Origin of the sequence: Inquilinus sp. YAF38, assembly GCF_052113205.1 — a bacterium.
Taxonomy (GTDB): domain Bacteria; phylum Pseudomonadota; class Alphaproteobacteria; order DSM-16000; family Inquilinaceae; genus Inquilinus.
The window spans coordinates 24,647-42,832 of the sequence record NZ_JBFRCU010000067.1; the positions used below are offsets into that span (position 1 = coordinate 24,647).

Genomic DNA, 18,186 nt, shown 5'->3' on the forward strand with positions numbered 1-18,186 from the left:
GCCCTAATGTGACGCCGGCGCGCCCGGCTGGCGCAGCGGATGGGCGCGGGCGAAGGCGTCCAGCGCCAGGCAAGCCTCCGCGATCCGGTGCACGGTGGGCAGCTCCGCGGTGTCGACCTGGAAGCCGCGGGCGCCGGCGACCTGGCTGATCAGGCAGAGATCCGCCATGCCGGGTGTGTCGCCATGGCAGAACCGGCCTGTGTCCGGCTCCGTCGACAGCCGCCGCTCCGCCTGCACCAGGCCTTCCCGGAACCAGTGGCGGAGCCAGCCCGTCCGCCGCGCCTCGTCGATCTGCAGCTCGTCGGCGAGATAACGGCGCACGCGTGGCACGATCAGCGGATGGTGGTCGGCCGCGAACAGCAGCGCCAGGGACCGCACCCGCGATCGCCCGCGGGCATCCGCCGGCAGCAGCGCCGGCTGCGGATGCGTCTCCTCCAGATATTCGAGGATCGCCAGGGATTGGGTGAGGGGCGGGCCGTCATCGACGAAGAGGGAGGGCACGACCGACTGGGCATTGACCGCGCGATAGCCGGGCGCGTGCTGCTCGCCGGCGTCGAGATCGATCATCGTCTCCTCATAGGCGAGCCCCTTCAGGTTCAGCGCAATGCGAACGCGGAAGGAAGCGGCCGAGCGCCAGAAGCCGTACATCCGGATCATGAGGCGTCCTGTCATGGAATCGGGTGGGGATGGCCGGTCGGCCCGGCCATCCTACAGTTGGGAGCCGCCGGCTCCCCGTTCCCGACCTTCCTGTAGGCCGCCGTCGCGCCCTATCGCCGCAGATTGGTCTTCGCCAGCTCGATCAGTTCGCTGCCGCGGCCGTTGATCACGGCGCGCAGCATGTACATGCCGAAGCCGGCGACCTGGCTGGCCGAGACGGTGGGCGGCATCATCAACTCCAGCTTGTTGGTGGCGACGTCGATCACCACCGGCCCGTCATGGTGCAGGCCGCGCCGGATCGCGTTCTCGACCTCGCCCGGATCCTCGACCCGGATGCCGAAGATGCCCATCGATTCCGCCATGGCCGCGAAGTTCGGGTTCTCCAGGTCGGTGTAGGTGTCGAGGAAGCCGGTCGCCTTCATCTCCATCGCCACGAAGCCCAGCACGCCGTTGTTGTAGACCACCACCTTCACCGGCAGGTTCTGCTGCTTCAGCGTGATCAGGTCGCCCATCAGCATGGTCAGGCCGCCATCGCCGGACAGCGATACCACCTGCCGCCTTGGATAGGCGGCCTGGGCGCCGATCGCCTGGGGCAGGGCGTTGGCCATCGAGCCGTGGTTGAGCGACCCGATCAGCCGCCGCTTGCCGTTGACCTTGAGATAGCGCGCTGCCCACACCGACGGGGTGCCGACATCGAAGGTGAAGACGGCGTCGTCGTCGGCAAGGTCGCTGACCACCTTGGTGAGATATTGCGGGTGGATCGGCGGCCGGCCCGCCTTGCCGGTCGCGAGGTCGTCCAGCCCTTCGCGCGACTTGACGTAGTCCTGCAGCGCGGCGTCGAGATGCTCGCGGTCGTCCTTGACCTCCAGCCGCGGCAGCAGCGCCGCGATGGTCTCGCCGACATCGCCGACCAGCCCCAGCTCCAGGCTGCAGCGCCGGCCAAGATTCTCGGCCCGGATGTCGACCTGGATGATGCGCGCATCGGCCGGATAGAACTGGCGGTAGGGGAAGTCCGTGCCCAGCATCAGCAGCACGTCGCAGTTCATCATCGCATAGTAGCCGGACGAGAAGCCGATCAGTCCGGTCATGCCGACGTCATAGGGATTGTCGTACTCGACGAACTCCTTGCCGCCGAAGGCGTGGACGATGGGGGATTTCAGCGTCTCGGCAAGGCCCATCAGCGCCTCATGGGCGCCGGCGCAGCCGCGGCCGCAGAACAGGGTGACCCGCCGGGCCTCGTTCAGCAGCGCCGCCGCGCGCTCGATCTCGGGTTTGGCCGGCACCACCACCGGCTGGGCCGGCAGCAGGAACGGGGAATGGCGCCGGTCGCCGATCTCCTTCAGCGCCACGTCGCCGGGGATGACGACGACGGCGACGCCGCGCTTGGCCACCGCCTCACGCATCGCGATCTCCAGCACGCCGGGCAGCTGCGCCGGGTCGGAGACCAGCTCGCAATAATGGCTGCACTCCTGGAACAGGGTCTGCGGATGGGTCTCCTGGAAATAGCCGCGGCCGATCTCCGAGCTCGGGATATGCGCCGCGATCGCCAGCACCGGCACGCGGTTGCGGTGGCAGTCGAACAGGCCGTTGATCAGGTGCAGGTTGCCCGGGCCGCAGCTGCCGGCGCAGACCGCCAGCTCGCCGGTCAGATGGGCCTCGGCCCCGGCGGCGAAGGCCGCCACCTCCTCATGCCGCACCCGGACCCAGTCGATCGTCTTCTTCCGGCGCAGGCTGTCGGTCAGCCCGTTCAGCGAATCGCCGACGATGCCGTAGATCCGCTGGACCCCGGCATCGGCCAGCATATCGGCGATCATATCGGCAACCGTTCTCTTGGCCACGACCGGTCCTCCTGCAATCGGGTTGGGCTTCGGCATGATAGCCGGATGAAGCGCGATCCGAAGACCGAACCGTTCGATGACGGATGCAACAGGTTTCGTGGACCCCGACATGCGGCCGTAGCGCTGCCGGGGCAGTCTGCGCTGGTCTAGGGTCCCCGACCGACCCCTTTGGTAAGACAAATCGTTCATCGAACGGCAGAGCCCGACATGACCCATGCCATCGCCGCCGACCTGCCATCGGCCCGGCGCCTGACCGCCGGCGACTACCGCACCCTCGGCCTGGCCGCGCTCGGCGGCGCGCTGGAATTCTACGACTTCGTCATCTTCGTGTTCTTCGCGGCGGTGATCGGGCAGCTGTTCTTCCCGCCGGACATGCCGGACTGGCTGCGCCAGTTGCAGACCTTCGGCGTGTTCGCGGTCGGCTATCTGGTGCGGCCGCTGGGCGGCATCGTCATGGCGCATTTCGGCGACCTGTTCGGCCGCAAGCGGATGTTCACCTTCAGCATCCTGCTGATGGCGGCGGCCACGCTCGGCATGGGGCTGCTGCCGACCTATGCCCAGCTCGGCGTCTGGGCGCCGATCGCTCTGCTGGTGCTGCGCATCCTGCAGGGGGCGGCGATCGGCGGCGAGGTCCCGGGCGCCTGGGTGTTCGTGGCCGAGCATGTGCCGGCGAACCGCATCGGCTATGCCTGCGGCACGCTGACCGCGGGGCTGACCGCCGGCATCCTGCTGGGGTCGCTGGTGGCGACCGCGATCAATGGCAGCTTCGGCCAGGCCGAGATCGCCGGCTGGGCCTGGCGGCTGCCCTTCCTGCTGGGCGGGGCCTTCGGCCTGCTCTCGGTGCATCTGCGCCGGATGCTGCACGAGACCCCGATCTTCCAGGAGATGCAGGCCCGCAAGGCGCTGGCGGCGGAGCTGCCGCTGAAGGCGGTGCTGCGCGACCACCGCGGCGCGGTGCTGGTCTCGGTGCTGCTGACCTGGCTCTTGTCGGGCGCCATCGTCGTGGTCGTCCTGATGACGCCGGCGCTGCTGGAGAAGCTGCACGGCGTGCCGCCGACGCAGGCGCTGCTGGCCAACAACCTGGCCACGCTGGGGCTGGCGGCCGGTGTCATCCTGGCCGGGCTGATCGTCGACCGGATCGGGGCGGGGCGGCTTTTCGCCATCGGCTGCCCGCTGCTGGGGATCGGCGTCTGGCTGCTCTACACCAAGGGCGCCGCCAGCCCCGAGCTGCTGCTGCCGACCTATGCCCTGGCCGGCCTGCTCGTCGGCGTGGTCGGCGGGGTGCCCGTCGTCATGGTCCGCGCCTTCCCGGCGGCGATCCGGTTCAGCGGCCTGTCCTTCTCCTACAACATCTCCTACGCCGTGTTCGGTGGGCTGACGCCGGTGCTGGTGCCGCTGCTGCTGGCCGCGGATCCGCTGGCGCATCTGCACTACATGCTGGCGCTGTGCGTGCTCGGCTGCGGGGTCGGCCTGTGGCTGATGCGGCGGGAGGGCCGGTCGCCGCTCACCGCATCATGAGAACCGGGATCAGGCAGGACCGCGCCATCGCGGTGGTGGTGCTGCCGATGATCAGGTTGCGGATGCGGGAATGGCCGTAGGCGCCCATCACCAGCAGGTCGATCGACGCCGCCGCCACCTCCGCCGCGATCACCGCCTCGGGCTCGCCCGGCAGAATCCGGGCGCGGATATCCCAGCCGGCATCGCGCAGCCTGGCCTCGGCGGCATCCAGCTTGGCCTCGGCCTCCTCGTCCGGGCTGCCGGCCATCAGCAGATGGCCCTCCAGCCCGCGCAGCAACTGGCCGTTGGCGATCAGCTCGACCGCCTTGGTCACGCTCGGGCCGCCGTCGAAGGCGATCAGGAAGCGCCGGATCGGCTTGAAGGTGCGGGCGGCCACCAGCACCGGCTTCTTCGCCGCGCGCGCCACCCGTTCGAGATTCGAGCCGAGATGCAGCTTGGCGAAGTCGGCCGCCTCGCCGCGCTTGCCGATGACGATGACGCTGGCCTCCGGCTCGAACTCGCCGACCGTTTCGACTAGGTCACCATTGTAGAGATGGGTCTCGACATCGACGATTCCGGCTTCCCGCAGCCGGGTGCGGCCTTCGTCGAGGATCAGCCGACCGCGCTTCTGCGACAGGCCGGCCCGCTGCTCGTCCATCGCCGCCAGCTCGGCCAGGATGTCCTGGGAATAGGCGACCAGCGTGCCGCTGATGTCGACCGGGATGGTCGATACCTCGCGGCGGCCCAGCACGTGCAGCAGCTCGACCGGCTGGTTCAGCCGCGACGCCGCCCAGGCCGAAAGGTCACAGATGCTGTGGGAGTAGATCGAGCCGTCGATACAGGCGAGGATCTTGGCCATGCGATCGACTCCATGTTGGCCGGGCCCGCGCTGGGCGATCGGCGACGATGGAAGACTGACTCAATGCCGGCCCGGACTCAACAACCTGGGATGGAAGCGCGCCAATCCAAGACCGCGGCGGACCGGGCCGCCTCGACAGCGCCGGAGCGCCTCGGGTCAGGCGGCCTGGTACAGCCGGGTGGTGTCGGCCGGCAGGGAGACGCCCAGGTCGATCACGGCCTTGAGCGGCAGGTGGTCCGAGGCGATCCGCGACAGCGCGCTGCGATGGACGTCCACCTGGCGCAGCACGCCCTGCGGCCAGCCCAGGATGCGGTCGAGCGAGACCAGCGGCAGCGGCGCGGGGAAGCTGGGCGGGCTGGCCTGCAGCGGCCCGAACAACGCGCCGAGCGGCCGCAGCGACGAGCGCCGCCCGGGACGCCATTCGTTGAGGTCGCCCACCAGCAGCGTCGGCATGCTCTCGCCCTCGGCGATCTCGTCGAGGATCATCGTGGCCTGGCGCATCCGGCAGCGCCGGAGCAGGCCGAAATGAGCCGCCACCACCCGCAGGCGGCCGGCGGGCAGTGCCAGTTCGGTGACGATGGCGCCGCGCGGCTCGGCGCCCGGCAGCGTCAGGCGGCGCAGGCGGGTGACCGTGCCGTCCCGCACCAGCAGGGCGTTGCCGTGCCAGCCGTGGCCGTCGGGCAGGTCGGAGACATGCACCAGGTGCAGGCCGCTGTCGCGGCGCAGCGTCTCGGCGTCGAGCAGGCCGGAACGGCGGCCGAACCGGCGGTCGACCTCCTGCAGCGCGACCACGTCGGCGTCGAGCTCGGCGACCACGCCGGCGATGCGCAGCGGGTCGAAGCGCCTGTCCAGGCCGACGCATTTGTGCACGTTGTACGACCCGACCACGACCGTGCGGGCGGGGGCCGTCGGTGTCTCGGGCAGGGTGCCGGTGCGGAAGGATGCGTCGTAGGGGGCCATCTCGGTTCCGAAAGCCGGGACCGTCAGACAGCGCCCGGGACTAACGGGATTTAATCTACCACGGCGCCGATGCCAAGATGCCGCGACGGAATGTACCGCCCCGAGCCCGGCCGCGACGACCGGGACGGCAGGGACCTGCGGGTGCGTGATCACCGGCGGCTCCGTTGCTTATTCCGAAAAAATCGAACAAATCCGTGGTGCACAGAATAAGAACAGATCTGCAGAGATCAGGATATCGTTCTCTTTGTTCTTCAGTGCTGCCGGCTGTGAATAATCGAAGATAATTTCTGAGGATGGAGTTCGGGAAATCATGGACCGAGACGCCGAACCGATGCCAGATCAGCGGCGATACGGCGAGCCCGGCAGCGACAACGTGCTTTATCTGCCGCGTCGAGACGGCGCGAGGGATCCGAAGGGCGACCCGGGCCACGTCGTCCCGCAGGAAGACCAGTACGTGTCCGGAACCCGTTTCGAGGCGCCGCTGATCGTGTATCGCCCCGACGGCTCGCTGAAGTCCGAATGGTGGTTCAGCGCGGATGGCGCCCACCGCATCGACGGGCCCGCCTATGTTCGCCACAACCGGGACGGCAGCCGCGTCGAGCATTGGTACCTGCATCACCGCCGGCACCGAACCAGCGGGCCCGCGGTCATCGAGTGGACCAACGACGGCAGCGTGCGGCGGGCCCAATGGTGGATCGGCGGCAAGGAGGTCACGGAGATCGCGGAATCCTTCTTGGCCGAGGCAGAGGCGCCCTGGCCGCTCGACACGACGGACGAGAGCATCTTTCTCCGCCGCTGCGTCGGCGAGCTGCGCTCCCGTCGCCCGGGTGACGAGGGCATGCGGCCGGAGCCGATCGTGGTCGGCGTGTGCCTGGCCAGCCTGTTCTGGCTGCCCGTGGTTCTGACGGCCGCCCTGCTCTGGGCCTGACCTGTCAGAGGTCGTCCGTCGCCGAGGCCTCCGGGCGCCTGCCCGGCGCCGCCGCCGTGCCGCGCCCGGACCGCGGCGGCTGGCCGAAATGCTTCTTGTATAGCCGATAGAAGGTCGACGCGTTGCTGAAGCCGTAATCCAGCAGGATGGTCGCCACCTTCTTCCTGCCCTGCTCGAGATCGCGATGCGCGGCTTCGAGCCGCAGGGTGATGATGGTCTCGCGCAGGGAAGCGCCCAGCCGTTCGAACAGTCCATACAGCTTTCGTGGCGAGATCTCGAAATGCCGGGCGATGGATTCGGGCGAGAGGTCCCGGCTGCTTAGGTTCTCGGTGATGTGCCTCTTGATCTGCTGGAGCAGCAGCCGGTCTCTGTCGTGAGTCCGAGACGGAACCATCCCGAGCAGATAGGCACGGATGATCTCGACCAGATGGTTGAACGACGGAACCTCCGGGATGGCCGTCAGCTCCGCCCCCTGGTCGCTGGTCATCAGCTCGTTGTGGAACCGGATATAGGTCGTGATCGCCTCGCTGTTGATCACCGCGAGCGCCTCCAGGCCCGGGAACAGGGCGTCGGCGCCCTGGGTGATGTGCAGCCAGTCGAGGAGACAGGAGCGCCCGGACTCCTTCTCCAGGACCAGATCGAAATCGCAGCTGCCGTCGAGGACGACGGCCGCGCCCGGCTTCAGCCGGACGGTCTGGTCCTTGATCAGCAGCGCGCAGCTGTTGCCGGTGGCGATGACGAGGCAATGGTCGGGGGCGGGGCTGCCCAGCGCGCCGCGGCGGCGCAGGATTCCCGGCGTGCAGTACAGCCGCAGGGATCGATGGTCGTCGACGATGCCGAGCTTGGCCGTGACCCGGAACGGCACATCGGTGGTCGGCACGAAGTCCGCGTGCAGCAGGGGCTGGCAGAACTGCGACCGGAAATAGTCGACACCCCCCTCATACAGCATCGAGCCGGATGTCGTGACGCGTTGGCCGGCGGCGGCGGTTTGGTGGGGGATGACCATCGTCTTGCATCACCGGAATGGCGGGAACATCGGAGGGGTCGGCATCCGTCTCCGCGGCCGTCCAGGCGGCGATGAAGGCCGGGGTCGGCGCGCATGCATCCGATATAGCGGGGTTGGTAGACCGGTTGGCGCGACTTGGAATATCGTCCTGCGCAGATGTGATATCAAATTATGCAGGACAATATCGACTGGTGCGCCGCGGGGCAGGCTCCCCCATGCGGAGATGACGGCGCGCCGGATGATCCGGAGTTCCGACATGCACATGCCCATGCTCGCGCCGGCCGGGCGCTTTTCCCATCGGCTGAGCTCTCCGGCAGCCGGTGTGCCGCGTCTCGTGCTTTGGGCGAAGATCTGCTCCAGGCTGGACGGCATGATCGATTTTTACCACTACAAAGAACACTTTCCGGCGATCCGACCATCCAGGCGGTGCGCGGGAACAGGGGTGGCAGGGAACGTTCCCTATGATAACGTCACCATGATGCAGCGGAAACGGTAAGGATTCAGGGGGAATGCCCCCGGTCTTCCAGTTTTTGGAACTCTCTGTCTTTCCGTAATTCAAAATGAATAATTATTTCGATTTCAGGCGGTATAATAAACTTATTGTGATTTAAATTCATCATGCTTAGTTATCCGTGCGGTTCGGAAAGCACAAATCGAGGGAGCCTGTCTGATGAATTGCGTGAACCTATTTTGCTTCCCCGACCAGGCAACGGAAATCTGGTTGAGATGAGACTTTCCTTCGCCGGAGTCGCGGAGTTGCCGATGATGTTTTGTGGCCCCGGAGGCTCGGCAGAGCCCGTCCCGATCGCCTGCGGCGCCGATATGCGTCATGTCCGGGAAGGTGACCTGATGTTCTTCGTGAGAGCAAAGTCCTACCACGGGGCCGAATGACCGCGCCGCACGCATGCCGACGCTGCAGGCATTGAGACATGCAAGAGAGTTCTGCCTGGGGATCCATCCTGTGCGCCGGCCCGGACGAGCATTGCCGGCGGCTGTGCCAGCCGCTGCTCGATTCCGCGCTGGAGCCGCTGGGAAGCCAGTCCGGGGCCGCCAATGTGCTGTTCGGCTTCGTCGGCCGACACCGGGCCATCCAGATCCGCTCGGGTCCCGGCGTCATCCGCCGGCCGGCCGGGGGCTTCTCCCGGCTCGGCGACCACTATCTGGTCCTGGTGCCCTGGAGCGCCTGCCTGCTGGTCAGCGGGGGGCAGAGCTGCGCCCTCGCGCCCGGCATGGTCGCCGCCATCGACGGTGACCGGGGTTTCGAGCTGCAGCTGGTCGACGACGGCGGCGAGGGCCGTGTGGTCGACTGGCTACACATCGCGGCGCCAAGCCTGCCGGAGCTGCGCCGGGTGACCGGCTGCATCGCCATGACCAGCGTCATGCTGGCCCGCTACGTTTCCAGCCACGCCAGGCTGATCGTCAAAGGGGTCGGGGCGGACGAGCCGCTGGCGGCACGGATGCCGGTCTTCGATTACATCCGCAGGGCGATCAGGGACTATGTGCAGCAGGCCGATGCGGCGGAGCCTGAGGGGCCGCGGTCGCTCCACCGGATCCAGACCTTCATCGAGAGCCATGTCGGGCATCCGCAGCTGGGGGCCGATCTGATCGCCCGGGAATTCGGCATCTCCAAGCGCAAGCTGTACGCCGTCGTCGGCGAGAGCGGCGCGTCGCTGCACGACATGATCATGGCGGCGCGGCTGGAGGCGGCGCATCGGGTGATCGAGGCCGGCGGGCAGAAGATGGCGAGCCTGATCCGCGACCACGGCTTCACCAACGCCTCGACCTTCTACCGCAACTACAAGCGCCGCTTCGGCCGGACGCCGCGGGCCGGATAGGCCGGAAGGGCGGTCGCGTCCGGAACTAGGCGGAGTTTCCCGGTGCGCTCCGCGGGACGTCGGTGCTGGCCCGCAGGAGCAGCTGGCTCGACAGCGTTGTCTTCAGCGGCGGCGCGGCGGCGGCATCCTCCAGAAGCTGCAGCATGATCTCCGCGGCGCGGGATCCGAGATCCTGGGTCGGCTGCGCCAGCGTGGTCAGGGGCGGATCGCAGAACGCGCCGACCGCGGCTCCGTCGAAGCCGAGGACCGAGACGTCGCCGGGCACCGCGACGCCGTGCGAACGGACCGTGCCGATGAACGAGATCGCGCCATCGTCGGCGCAGCAGACGATGGCGGTGGGGCGCCGCTTCATCGCCAGATATGACTGCGCCGCCTCGACGCCGGCCCGCAGGCCGTCGTGGAACCCGAGACGCCCGCCATGGCGGGTGACGGCCCGCTCGGGCAGGCCTGCCGCCGCCAGGGCATCGAGCAGCCCGGAAAATCGCTCGGCCTCGTGATAGCTGCCGGCCGGGCCGGCGACGTAGAGAAACGTCCGGTGGCCCAGGGCGATCAGGTGGAGCACGGCATCGCGCATCGCGCCGCGATCATTGGTGATGACGCTTGGGATGCCGGCCGTGCTGCGGTCGATCAGCAGCGACACCACCGGGACATCGGCGTCGGTGAGCGACCGGCGGCCATAGGACGGCAGGACCGCGGCGCCGAACACGACCACGCCGCGGACGGAGCCGCCGAAGGCCTGGCCGAGGATGTGCCGCTCGGCGGCCGGGGAGTTGCGGTTGCAGAACAGCAGGTCGAAGCCGTGCTCCGAGAGGGTGGCGGAGAGGCTCTGCACCACCGCGGGAATGATCTGGGCGACGCCGAAGATGGTGCTCGGGCCTGGCAGGGTGGCCATGATGTTGGTGGATTTGCCGGCGCGCAGGCTCCGTGCCGCGGCGTTCGGGATGTAGCCCAGCTGTTCCGCCGCGGCGGCGACGCGCCGCCGGGTCTCCTCGTTGATCCGGCCGGGAACGGTGAGGGCGCGGCTGACCGTCGAGGTGGCGACGCCTGCCAGGCGCGCGACATCGCTCATCAACGGCCCCGAATTCCGGCCGTCCTTGGGTCGCCTTGGCATGCCGTCCGTGCTCCCTCCGCCCCCGTCTCGTCGATGAAAGAATTGTTGCAAATGTGGCGGGCTGGCGGGGGTGTCCCGGGGGGCTCAGCGGGCCGGAAGAAAAATCTTGCAAACAATCCGACAATCACTATCGTTGGCAAACGATTGCCAAGCATTGGCCGGAACGGATGGAAGGGTTCGTTCCGTAATGCAGGGCCAACCAGACTCCAGGCAGGCGAATGCTGTCTGCCCAGGGGCGATTTTCCCCCCACCCACTTTCACCAACCGACCGATGCGCCGGATAGCGTCCCACGACACCGCCAGGCAAGGCAACTCCGTCTCCGGATCGATCCTCTTCGCCGATGCGGAGGCGTTCGCCCGGCAGGTCTGCGACTCCGTGCTCGGCGCGACCTTCGCGCCGGACGGCGGGGATTTCCGCGCCGCGATCCGGTTCAACCTGGTCGGCTGCAGCGGGGCGGCCCATCTGCGCATCACTCCCGGGGTGCTCACGCGCCCTGGCCGGCCCTGCGACGGGCCGCATTTCCTGGTCCTGGTTCTGCGCGAAAACGGCCACCTGACGGTGGGGGAGACCGGGCGGCCGCTGTCACCGAATTCGGTGGTCGTGATCGGCGGCGATATCGAGTTCAGCCTGGCGCTGTCGGCCGGGACGGCGGGCGCCTGCGAGTTGGATGTGCTCCAGGTTGCCGGGGCCGAGCCGCCGGCCCTGGCCAAGGCGTCCGGCGTCGTGGTCACGACCAGCGCCGCGCTGGCGGACTACATCCTCGGCCTGGCCGATCTGGTTCAGCCGGAAGGCGGCGAGATCGGGCCGTGCCAGCGCGACATTCCGATCTTCGACTATATCGGGGCCGCGATCCGCGACTATCTGGCGGGTGAGGACGGCGAGGACGCCTCGCGCCCCGACCACGGCCTTTATCAGCGGATCAAGGGCTTCATCGCCCAGAACGTGAAGAACCCGGCCCTCGGCGCCGACCTTCTGGCCCGCACCTTCGCCATATCGAAGCGCAAGCTCTACAGCATCTTCTACGACAACCGCGCCTCGCTGCACGAGACGGTGATGACGGCGCGGCTCGAAGCCGCGCGGCGTGAGATCGAGGCGGGCGGGCAGAAGGTCGCGAGCGTGATCCTGGACCATGGCTTCTCCAATCCCTCGACCTTCTATCGCAACTACAAGCGCCATTTCGGCCGCGTGCCGCGCGCCTAGCCGCCCGCATTCCGGCCGGACAGATCCGCCGGCCAGAGGCCAGACTTGTTCAAGAGAATGGCTCGCAATCATCCTCCGTCAGTCCGAATTCGACTTGTAATCGAAAATATAGATTACAGTTTAGTAATATTTTTTGCCTGAAATATGCCGCCTCGCTGCGACGGATGCGCTGGTTGCCACAACAATTGCTCGATTTAGGAGATCGGGCTGCACCAAACGACGTCGCGGGTGATGCAGCATTCAGGAATATGCAAATTACCTTCACCGATATGCAGATGGTCTGGGGAACGATCCACACTCGCGGGGCAATCATTTCGGCGTCCCAGGAATGGACGGCCGCTGGTGCGGGCCGCGGAGACGCCGGCCCACCGCCATCCGGGCAGATCGGTGCCGGGCCCTCTCGGCTCGTCATGAGGGAAGGCGGAATGAACCGGTCGGAAGCCCAGCCTTTCGCGGCCCGGCCTTTCGCGGACGATGCGGCGACCGGCGCCCTGGCCGGGCTCGCTCCCGTGATCCCGGGCGGGTCCGTCGCAGGGATGTCATACCCGATGCCGGGATGGCCGGGTGAGGACCGTCGGCTCCAGCCGGCGGCCGCGCCGTCCGTGCGCCCCGGATGGCAGGACCGGGTTCAGCTCGACCATTATCGCGACGTGCTGGGGTGGGAGCCGTTCCCGCCAGCGCCGCGCGATTTCGCCGACAAGCGGCCGTCGGCGCCACGCGGCGTCTCGACCCTGGCCTATGAGCCGGAGCAGCAGTTCGAGGCCTGGCACGCGCATCACGCTCCGCTGATGGATGTCGGCCTGCCGCCCGGCGTGACGCCCGCGCAAGGCTTCGTCGCCGAGTTCATGACCTGCGGCCTGGGCGGCCTGTGGCTGGCCTATGGCCATGCCGATGCCCATTCCTTCGGCCAGGCCGGGGGAGGGGGGCGGCGCCGCACGCCGGTCGGCTGCTGGCGCCTGACGCTGCTGACGGTCGGGGAGATCTGGGTCGAGACCCCAGACGGCCAGGTCCATATCCGGCCGGGCGATCTGTTCCTGCTGTCGCTGGACGAGCCGTTCCGGGGCCGCGCGACCCACCATGGCGGAGTGTCCCTGACCCTGCCGCGCGACCTGTTCGTCTCTGCCGCCGCGAATTTCGACGCCGCCTCGGGCACGGTCATGACCGGGCCGCTCTCGGCCCTCCTGGTCGATTATCTGCGCAGCCTCGAGGCGCGGCTGATCGGCATGTCGCCGGAGGAGCTGGCGCTGGCGGGGCGGGCCACGGCCGAGATGCTGACGGCCTGCGTCGGGCCGTCCCGCGACCGGCAGGAGCAGGCGCGCAGCGCCATCGCCTCGATCCTGTTCGACCGCGCCCGCTCGCACATCCAGGCGCATTTTGGCGACCCCGAGCTGACGCCGGAGCGCGTGGCCCAGGACCTGCGCGTCTCGCGCTCGAACCTGTACCGGGTGTTCGAGCAGGCCGGCGGGGTGTCGCGCTACATCCAGCAGTGCCGGCTGTTCGCCGCCCATGCCGCCCTGACCCAGGAGAGCGGGCGGCGGATCCAGGACATCGCCTATAGCTGCGGCTTCAAGCTGGCCTCGGACTTCACCCGGGCGTTCCGGCGGGAATTCGGCTTCAGCCCGCGCGAGGCCCGCGACGCCTGGCGCAAGACCGGAAGGCCGGCCGCCGAGGCCGACAATCGGCGGATCGGCCTCGCCCCCGCGGAATGAGCCGGCGGCCGCCGCGGCACACCGGCAGCGGGCATACGAGCGGATTGCCTCTCCCGCTTGCGGGAGAGGTCGGACATCCGAAGGATGTCCGGGTGAGGGGATAGCGCCTCGCCGAAAGCACAGCTCTGCCAGGAGCGAGCGCGTGATCCTCCATCCTGAAACGCCGATTTTGGTGTCGCGGCCGAGCCGCCCTCACCCGGTCTCGCTGCGCGAGCCCGACCTCTCCCGCAAGCGGGAGAGGCAATTTCATAGCGCGCGGAGACTGGGTGAATCCGATAGCGCGTGAGGGAGGCGGACTCATAGAGCCGTCACCGGGCGGACACGCCCGCCTCGCCCGGATTCTCCTCAAATTGCAGGGGCTTGTGGCCGTCGAGACACAGGGGCGGCGCCGAAGCCACGAATGGGACGCCATGCCAATTATTGGGACGCCCAGCGGAGTGACGGCAACCGAGCCGTGAGGAATTCTTGCCTCGTGCGGTTGTCGGACAAGATCGAAGCAACAAGGCCATTCCAGCGGACGCCGGTCGGCGAAGAGAGAATTGGCTTTTACTTCGATTGTCTTCGGTTCGGCGACCGGGAAGGACGCTGGTCCTGGCCAATCCTGTGCGGTTGGCGTGGATCGGTGCTGCGGCCGGCTTGTGCCGGCAGGTCATGCGGGGAGGGGTGGGATGAATCGATCGGATGATCGGTCCCTGGATATCGAAGCGGCGGCGCCGAACGGGCCCGCCGCCGATGCGTTTGCGGACGGGCCGGAGGGACGGCCCCCGGATCCGCGGCACGCACCGGAATCATCCGATTCCTTCATCCATCAGCCGCCGGGCGTACCGGCGGCGCACGCGTTTCAGGCTGGCATTTCAGCGGGGAGTGACATCATGAGCGACACCCAGATCAAGCACAGCGTCCGGCGTCATTCCTCCCATTTCGCCAGCAACTGGGTCGCCGGTGCCGACCAGCCCAGCAAGTCCCTGCGGCGGCGCCTGATGGCGGCGCTGCGCCTGGCGCATCGCGCGCTGGGCATGAAGCGGGACCGGCTGGGTCTCGGGGCCCTCGGCACCGGCGGCGCCGTCGGCGGCGCCACGCTCGCCGTGGCCGGCGCCGCGACGGCGCCGGCCACCCTGTTTGGGGTGCTGCGCCGGGCCAGGGGACTCTACGCCGCCATCTCGCTGGCGACGCTGGTGGCGCAGCTTCCGACCCAGGCCTTCGCGCAGGTCCTCATCGGCCCCGGCAGCACCAATCCCGGCCCCGCCTCGACCGCCGTGGGCACCGGCGCCCACGCCAATGGCCAGAACAGCGTGGCGCTGGGCACCAGCACCACCGCCACCGGCGACGGGTCGATCTCGATCGGCTACACCAACAGCACCAACGGCCTGAACGCGATCGCCATCGGCGTCTTCTCGAACGCGACCGGCACCAACGCCCTCGCCCTGGGTGGAAACGCCCGTGCGGTCGCTGACGGTTCGACGGCCTTCGCCGTCAACTCCACGGCAAGCGGCGTAGGGTCAACCGCTGTCGGCAACACGTCCACCGCCAGCGGGGGGAATGCGACGGCGCTGGGCATCGCTTCGGTGGCCAGTGGGGGGAATTCGACGGCGCTGGGCGTCAGTTCGGCCGCCAGCGGCGGCAATTCGATCGCCGTGGGTTCCAACACCAAGGCGATTGGCGTCAGCTCGTCGGCCTTCGGCGGGTTCGCGCTCGCCAACGCCTTCCAGTCGACCGCAATGGGATTTGCGGCGCAGTCGACCGCCGAGAATGCTGTCGCGATCGGGACCGCGGCCAACGCCAGCGGCCTCGCTTCGGTGGCCCTGGGCCTGGCGGCCACTTCGAGCAACAACAGCTCGATCGCGATCGGCTGGCAGTCGATCTCTTCGGCCGTGAACTCGATCTATCTCGGCGCGCGCACCGTCGCGGGGACGGGCGCCACCGCGCAGAGCGCCATCGGCATCGGCACCGATGTCACGGCCTCCGCCCAGGACTCGCTCGCCATGGGCCGCGCCTCGAAGGCGACCGCCGTGGGTGGCACCATCGCCATCGGGGTCAGCGCCAACGCTGCGGGCCAGGGCGCCGTCGCGGTCGGCCCCACCGCCAGCGCGGCCGGCAACTTCTCGGTGGCCACGGGCAACGGGACCGTATCGAGCGGAGTCGGCTCGGTCGCGTCGGGGTCGGGGGCTCAGGCCACGGACGTTTCCGCCACGGCGGTCGGCAACAACGCGGCCGCCCAGGGCCCGAGCGCCACGGCGCTGGGCGCCGCCGCGGTCGCAAGCGGCACCAATGCGGCCGCGGTCGGCCGTTCGGCCAGTGCCACCGCAGCTGGCTCGATCGGCGTGGGCTCCTTCGCCACGGCCACGGCATTGAATTCCACGGCGATCGGTGCCGGCTCCACGGCAGGAGCGACCAATGCGTTCGCCGGGGGACGTGCGGCCAATGCCGCAGGCCTGGATTCCATCGCCATCGGCACAACGGCCAATGCGACGGCCGCGAGCGCCACGGCGATCGGCGACAGCTCACAGGCGCTCGCGGCCTCGAGCGTAGCGCTGGGCGACACCAACACCGTGGCGGCAGCGGCCGGCCCCGGCTCGGTGGCGATCGGCCACAATTCGGCAGTGAACGGCGGCACCGGCGCGGTGGCGATCGGCGAAGGCCAGGTCGTCACCGGCAATGGCGCCGTGGCGATCGGCGACCCGAACACAGTCAGTGGCACCGGCGCGGTCGGCATGGGCGCCAACAACGCGGCGACCGRCAACGGCGCGGTGGCACTGGGCAACACCAACATCGCGAACGGCCTCGGTGCCGTGGCGCTGGGCAATGCCGCGAACGCCACCGGCACCAGCACCGTCGCCCTGGGCAACGCGGCGGCGGCCGGCGCGAACAACGCGGTCGCGCTCGGCAACGGCGCCACGGCCGGCCAGGCAGGGTCGGTGGCGCTGGGCTCGGGCTCGGTGACGGCGGCCGCGGTCGGCACCGCCAGTACGGTGATCGGCGGCACCACCTACAACTTCGCTGGCGCGACTCCGACCAGGACGGTCAGCGTCGGCGCGGTCGGCGCCGAGCGCACCATCACCAATGTCGCGGCGGGGCGGATCTCCGCCACCTCGACCGACGCCATCAACGGCAGCCAGCTCTTCGCCACGAACCAGGCCCTGGAAGCGAACATCGCGGGCGCGGCCGTCCACTATTACAGCGTCAATGACGCCGGCGTGCACGGGGCGAACTACAGCAACAACGGCGCCAGCGGTGTCAACGCGATGGCCGCCGGTGTCGGCGCCGTGGCGGCGGGAACATGGGCCACGGCTGTCGGTAACCAGGCAAACGCCACCGGAAATGGCTCGGTGGCGCTGGGGCTCGCAGCCGCCGCGGAAAAGACCAGCGACATCGCGATCGGCAACCAAGCCAACGCAACGGGCGGGACCTCCATCGCCATCGGCGCGATCAACCTTGCGTCAGGCCCCAACTCCATCGCCCTCGGTACGGCAGCCGGCAGCACCGCCTCAGCGACCACGGCCATCGGCAATCGGGCAGGCGCGACCGCGGTGAACGCCACCGCGGTGGGCAATTTCGCTCGCGCTGACGGCGTCAACGCGGCGGCCTTCGGCAGCGAGGCCAATGCCGGCGGGAACCAGTCCGTCGCATTCGGTGACTCGGCGAATGCGTCGGCCACCCAGTCGGTCGCGATCGGCGTGCTCGCCGCGGCCGGGGGGGCCAGCGGCTCGACCGCGATCGGCGCCAATGCCAATGCCAGCGCCACCAACAGCCTGGCGCTGGGCGTCTCCTCCAACGCGTCCGCCCAGCTGGCCACGGCGGTCGGCCCCGGCGCGCAGGCCGCGGACACCAACACCGCGGCGATCGGCCCGAACTCGCATGCGACGGCGCAAGCGGCCTCGGCGTTGGGCTTCCAGGCGAATGCAACGGGCCTCAATTCGACGGCGGTCGGCGCCGGGTCGGTCGCGTCCGGCGCGGCGGCGGGCGCTTTCGGGGTCAGCGCCAACGCCAGCGGCACCAGTTCTCTGGCCGTCGGCGGCGGCGCCATCGCCTCATCGAATTTCGCGGCGGCCCTCGGCCGCGCTGCTCAGGCGACCGCGGCGAACGCAACGGCGGTCGGCGTCCTCGCCAACGCGGCAGGCGCGAATTCGACGGCGGTGGGCAACAGCTCGCAGGCGCTGGCAGCGTCGAGCGTGGCGCTGGGCGACACCAATACGGTGGCCGCTGCGGCCGGCCCCGGCTCGGTTGCGATCGGCCATAACTCGAAGGTGAACGGCGGCACCGGCGCGGTGGCGATCGGCGAGGGCCAGGTCGTCACCGGCAACGGTGCGGTCGCGATCGGCGACCCCAACACAGTCACCGGCACCGGCGCCATCGGCATGGGCGCGAACAACACCGCCAACGGCACCGGCGCCGTGGCGCTCGGCAACACCAACATCGCCAACGGCCTCGGCGCCGTGGCGCTGGGCAACGCCGCGAACGCCACCGGTACCAGCACCGTCGCTCTGGGCAACGCGGCGGCGGCCGGCGCGGGCAACGCGATGGCGCTCGGCAACGGCGCCACGGCCGGCCAGGCCGGCGCCGTGGCGCTGGGCTCGGGCTCGGTGAC

At 69.1% G+C, this 18,186-nt stretch carries 12 protein-coding genes; 6 read left to right on the forward strand and 6 right to left on the reverse strand.

Annotated features, from left to right (window positions below; all coding sequences use genetic code 11):
* Positions 1-3 precede the first annotated feature (3 nt).
* Together maiA and poxB are read right to left on the reverse strand one after the other, a co-directional pair.
* Entirely contained in the window at positions 4-657 is a 654-nt protein-coding gene (gene maiA, locus AB4Z01_RS25295; RefSeq protein WP_441698625.1) for a maleylacetoacetate isomerase, read from the reverse strand.
* Positions 658-767: 110 nt separating this feature from the next.
* A complete protein-coding gene (gene poxB, locus AB4Z01_RS25300) occupies positions 768-2,495 on the reverse strand; it encodes a ubiquinone-dependent pyruvate dehydrogenase (RefSeq protein WP_441698626.1) in 1,728 nt (575 codons plus the stop codon).
* Positions 2,496-2,702: 207 nt separating this feature from the next.
* On the opposite strand from poxB, the gene AB4Z01_RS25305 reads away from it, so the two are divergent.
* A complete protein-coding gene (locus AB4Z01_RS25305; RefSeq protein ID WP_441698627.1) occupies positions 2,703-4,013 on the forward strand; it encodes an MFS transporter in 1,311 nt (436 codons plus the stop codon).
* On the opposite strand, the gene AB4Z01_RS25310 is transcribed toward AB4Z01_RS25305, so the two are convergent.
* Positions 4,000-4,851, reverse strand: coding sequence for a universal stress protein (locus AB4Z01_RS25310; RefSeq protein ID WP_441698628.1), 852 nt, complete (start codon positions 4,849-4,851; stop codon positions 4,000-4,002). The genes AB4Z01_RS25305 and AB4Z01_RS25310 overlap by 14 nt on opposite strands.
* Before the next feature lie 156 nt (positions 4,852-5,007).
* Positions 5,008-5,811, reverse strand: a complete 804-nt coding sequence (locus AB4Z01_RS25315; RefSeq protein ID WP_441698629.1) for an endonuclease/exonuclease/phosphatase family protein — start codon at positions 5,809-5,811, stop codon at positions 5,008-5,010.
* A 310-nt stretch (positions 5,812-6,121) separates the two neighbouring features.
* Between AB4Z01_RS25315 and AB4Z01_RS25320 the strand changes: the two genes are divergently transcribed.
* Positions 6,122-6,739: a hypothetical protein gene (locus tag AB4Z01_RS25320; RefSeq protein ID WP_441698630.1), complete on the forward strand. Its 618-nt coding sequence runs from the start codon at positions 6,122-6,124 to the stop codon at positions 6,737-6,739.
* Between the two features lie 4 nt (positions 6,740-6,743).
* On the opposite strand, the gene AB4Z01_RS25325 is transcribed toward AB4Z01_RS25320, so the two are convergent.
* On the reverse strand, positions 6,744-7,745 hold the full coding sequence (locus tag AB4Z01_RS25325; RefSeq protein ID WP_441698631.1) for a helix-turn-helix transcriptional regulator: 1,002 nt from the start codon (positions 7,743-7,745) through the stop codon (positions 6,744-6,746).
* A 929-nt stretch (positions 7,746-8,674) separates the two neighbouring features.
* On the opposite strand from AB4Z01_RS25325, the gene AB4Z01_RS25330 reads away from it, so the two are divergent.
* On the forward strand, positions 8,675-9,580 hold the full coding sequence (locus AB4Z01_RS25330) for a helix-turn-helix domain-containing protein (protein ID WP_441698632.1): 906 nt from the start codon (positions 8,675-8,677) through the stop codon (positions 9,578-9,580).
* 25 nt (positions 9,581-9,605) lie between these two features.
* Here AB4Z01_RS25330 and AB4Z01_RS25335 read toward each other — a convergent pair whose 3' ends face one another.
* A complete protein-coding gene (locus AB4Z01_RS25335) occupies positions 9,606-10,649 on the reverse strand; it encodes a LacI family DNA-binding transcriptional regulator (RefSeq protein WP_441698633.1) in 1,044 nt (347 codons plus the stop codon).
* 313 nt (positions 10,650-10,962) lie between these two features.
* Here AB4Z01_RS25335 and AB4Z01_RS25340 point away from each other — a divergent pair, with 313 nt between their 5' ends.
* The 3 genes from AB4Z01_RS25340 to AB4Z01_RS25350 all read left to right on the forward strand — a co-directional run.
* Entirely contained in the window at positions 10,963-11,892 is a 930-nt protein-coding gene (locus tag AB4Z01_RS25340; RefSeq protein WP_441698634.1) for a helix-turn-helix domain-containing protein, read from the forward strand.
* Positions 11,893-12,494: 602 nt separating this feature from the next.
* Complete coding sequence (locus tag AB4Z01_RS25345; protein WP_441698635.1) at positions 12,495-13,601, forward strand: helix-turn-helix domain-containing protein; 1,107 nt, start codon at positions 12,495-12,497, stop codon at positions 13,599-13,601.
* Positions 13,602-14,473: 872 nt separating this feature from the next.
* Positions 14,474-18,186: beta strand repeat-containing protein (locus AB4Z01_RS25350; protein ID WP_441698636.1), on the forward strand; the 3,713-nt coding region annotated here is incomplete at its 3' end.

What these genes read in the sequence shown, in the direction of transcription:
- maiA (WP_441698625.1), bottom strand. Translation starts at nt 657, where the DNA reads ATGATCCGGATGTACGGCTTCTGGCGCTCGGCCGCTTCCTTCCGCGTT.
- AB4Z01_RS25305 (WP_441698627.1), top strand. Translation starts at nt 2,703, where the DNA reads ATGACCCATGCCATCGCCGCCGACCTGCCATCGGCCCGGCGCCTGACC.
- AB4Z01_RS25310 (WP_441698628.1), bottom strand. Translation starts at nt 4,851, where the DNA reads ATGGCCAAGATCCTCGCCTGTATCGACGGCTCGATCTACTCCCACAGC.
- AB4Z01_RS25315 (WP_441698629.1), bottom strand. Translation starts at nt 5,811, where the DNA reads ATGGCCCCCTACGACGCATCCTTCCGCACCGGCACCCTGCCCGAGACA.
- AB4Z01_RS25320 (WP_441698630.1), top strand. Translation starts at nt 6,122, where the DNA reads ATGGACCGAGACGCCGAACCGATGCCAGATCAGCGGCGATACGGCGAG.
- AB4Z01_RS25325 (WP_441698631.1), bottom strand. Translation starts at nt 7,745, where the DNA reads ATGGTCATCCCCCACCAAACCGCCGCCGCCGGCCAACGCGTCACGACA.
- AB4Z01_RS25330 (WP_441698632.1), top strand. Translation starts at nt 8,675, where the DNA reads ATGCAAGAGAGTTCTGCCTGGGGATCCATCCTGTGCGCCGGCCCGGAC.
- AB4Z01_RS25335 (WP_441698633.1), bottom strand. Translation starts at nt 10,649, where the DNA reads ATGAGCGATGTCGCGCGCCTGGCAGGCGTCGCCACCTCGACGGTCAGC.
- AB4Z01_RS25340 (WP_441698634.1), top strand. Translation starts at nt 10,963, where the DNA reads ATGCGCCGGATAGCGTCCCACGACACCGCCAGGCAAGGCAACTCCGTC.